The organism is Rodentibacter rarus, from assembly GCF_001998965.1.
Lineage (GTDB): Bacteria > Pseudomonadota > Gammaproteobacteria > Enterobacterales > Pasteurellaceae > Rodentibacter > Rodentibacter rarus.
In genome coordinates this window covers 1-1,724 of record NZ_MLHJ01000160.1, presented here as the reverse complement: position 1 = coordinate 1,724, position 1,724 = coordinate 1, and the positions used below count along the sequence as shown (strand labels likewise).

The window sequence follows — 1,724 nt, the reverse complement described above, 5'->3', positions numbered from 1 at the left end:
TATCTAGTACAGCCCCATATTATAAATATGCAGGTAAAAAAGCATTCAGATCTCAAAGAACAAAAACTTTGCAATTACAGCACTATCATAACCTTTGATCTTATGTTTTAGCTTCTATCCAGTGACACGGACAACTTAACGAATATAAGCAATGTTTCGGTTGTATAGAGAACGCTTGGTTGGTTTGGTGCACCTCAATATTGACCTGCTCCTCAAATTAGATATCCTCCTTTGAGGGCAGATCATTTTTAGATTAAGGCTTATAATTCATCCGAGGAAGTATCTTCAGATTGTTCAATATCAGCCATTAATGATTGTTCAGGATTCGCAACCAATTCAGCACGAAGTTTAGTTTCTAACTCTTGTGCTTTTTCTATGTTTTCGTGTAACCATTTCATTGCATTTGCTTTACCTTGACCGATTTTTTCTCCATTATAGGCATACCAAGCGCCGGATTTATTTACAAGTTTATGTTTTACACCCAATTCAATTAATTCCCCCATTTTGGAAATTCCTTCTCCGTAAAGAATTTGGAAATCAACTTGACGGAATGGGGCTGCAAGCTTATTTTTCACCACTTTTACTTTTGTTTCATTACCAATAATTTCTTCTCCATCTTTTACTGAACCGGTACGGCGAATGTCCAAGCGAACTGAAGAATAGAATTTAAGCGCATTCCCGCCGGTTGTGGTTTCTGGGTTTCCAAACATTACCCCGATTTTCATACGAATTTGGTTGATAAAGATCACCAAACAGTTGGCAGTTTTGATTTGACCGGTGAGTTTACGCAATGCTTGGGACATCAGGCGCGCTTGCAAGCCCATATGGGAGTCACCCATATCTCCTTCAATTTCAGCTTTCGGTGTGAGAGCTGCTACGGAATCTACAATAATGACATCAACAGCGCCAGAGCGAACAAGGGCATCACAAATCTCTAATGCTTGTTCACCATTGTCGGGTTGAGATACCAATAATTCTTTTACATCCACGCCTAGTTTTGCGGCATAAATAGGATCGAGAGCATGTTCTGCATCAATAAATGCACAAGTCTTACCTGCTTTCTGTGCTTGTGCAATGACAGATAAAGTGAGGGTTGTTTTACCAGAGGATTCGGGACCAAAGATTTCGACAATACGACCCATGGGCAAACCACCGATGCCCAATGCTACGTCTAAACCGATAGAACCTGTTGAAATAGACTCTACATCTAAAGTTTTGGTATCGCCTAATTTCATGATAGACCCTTTACCAAATTGTTTTTCGATTTGCCCTAATGCTGCAGCAAGTGCTTTTTGTTTCTCTTCTTGAGTCGCCATTTTTTAACCTTATACTTATGTGTTGTAACTTAACTAGATTTTATCTGTATTGATATACAGTATCAAGTAAATTTTTTATCTTTACGTGAAAAATGTGATCTTGAGCGCAAGGTTGAAAGAAACACTATTAAAAATTATGAGTAAAGGGTAGCGCTTATTCTCCTCAGTAAAATTACTCAATTTACTATTTCTTAGGCAGGTATTGATTAGGGATAAGTTTGTTAACCGTCAGTTTAACACTAGGGATACTTAGTAAGATGCTGTGATTTATTAATGGACAGCTCATTTTTGTCTATCGCTTCGAATGAAGGAAAGTATTAAGTCTCTAAAGAGATCCGATATGATGAAATCTAAGTGACATTTATCCATTTTATGTGTAAAAATTTTATTTGAATGTTGGTATTGTGC

Annotated in this window: 1 protein-coding gene; it reads right to left on the bottom strand. The window is 37.5% G+C overall.

The window, feature by feature from the left end; genetic code table 11:
• Positions 1 to 260 precede the first annotated feature (260 nt).
• Positions 261 to 1,316: a recombinase RecA gene (gene recA / locus BKK50_RS12110; RefSeq protein ID WP_077418476.1), complete on the bottom strand. Its 1,056-nt coding sequence runs from the start codon at positions 1,314 to 1,316 to the stop codon at positions 261 to 263.
• Between the last annotated feature and the right edge of the window lie 408 nt (positions 1,317 to 1,724).

Excerpts from the sequence above, each read along its gene's own strand:
- recA (WP_077418476.1), bottom strand. The coding sequence starts at position 1,316 with ATGGCGACTCAAGAAGAGAAACAAAAAGCACTTGCTGCAGCATTAGGG.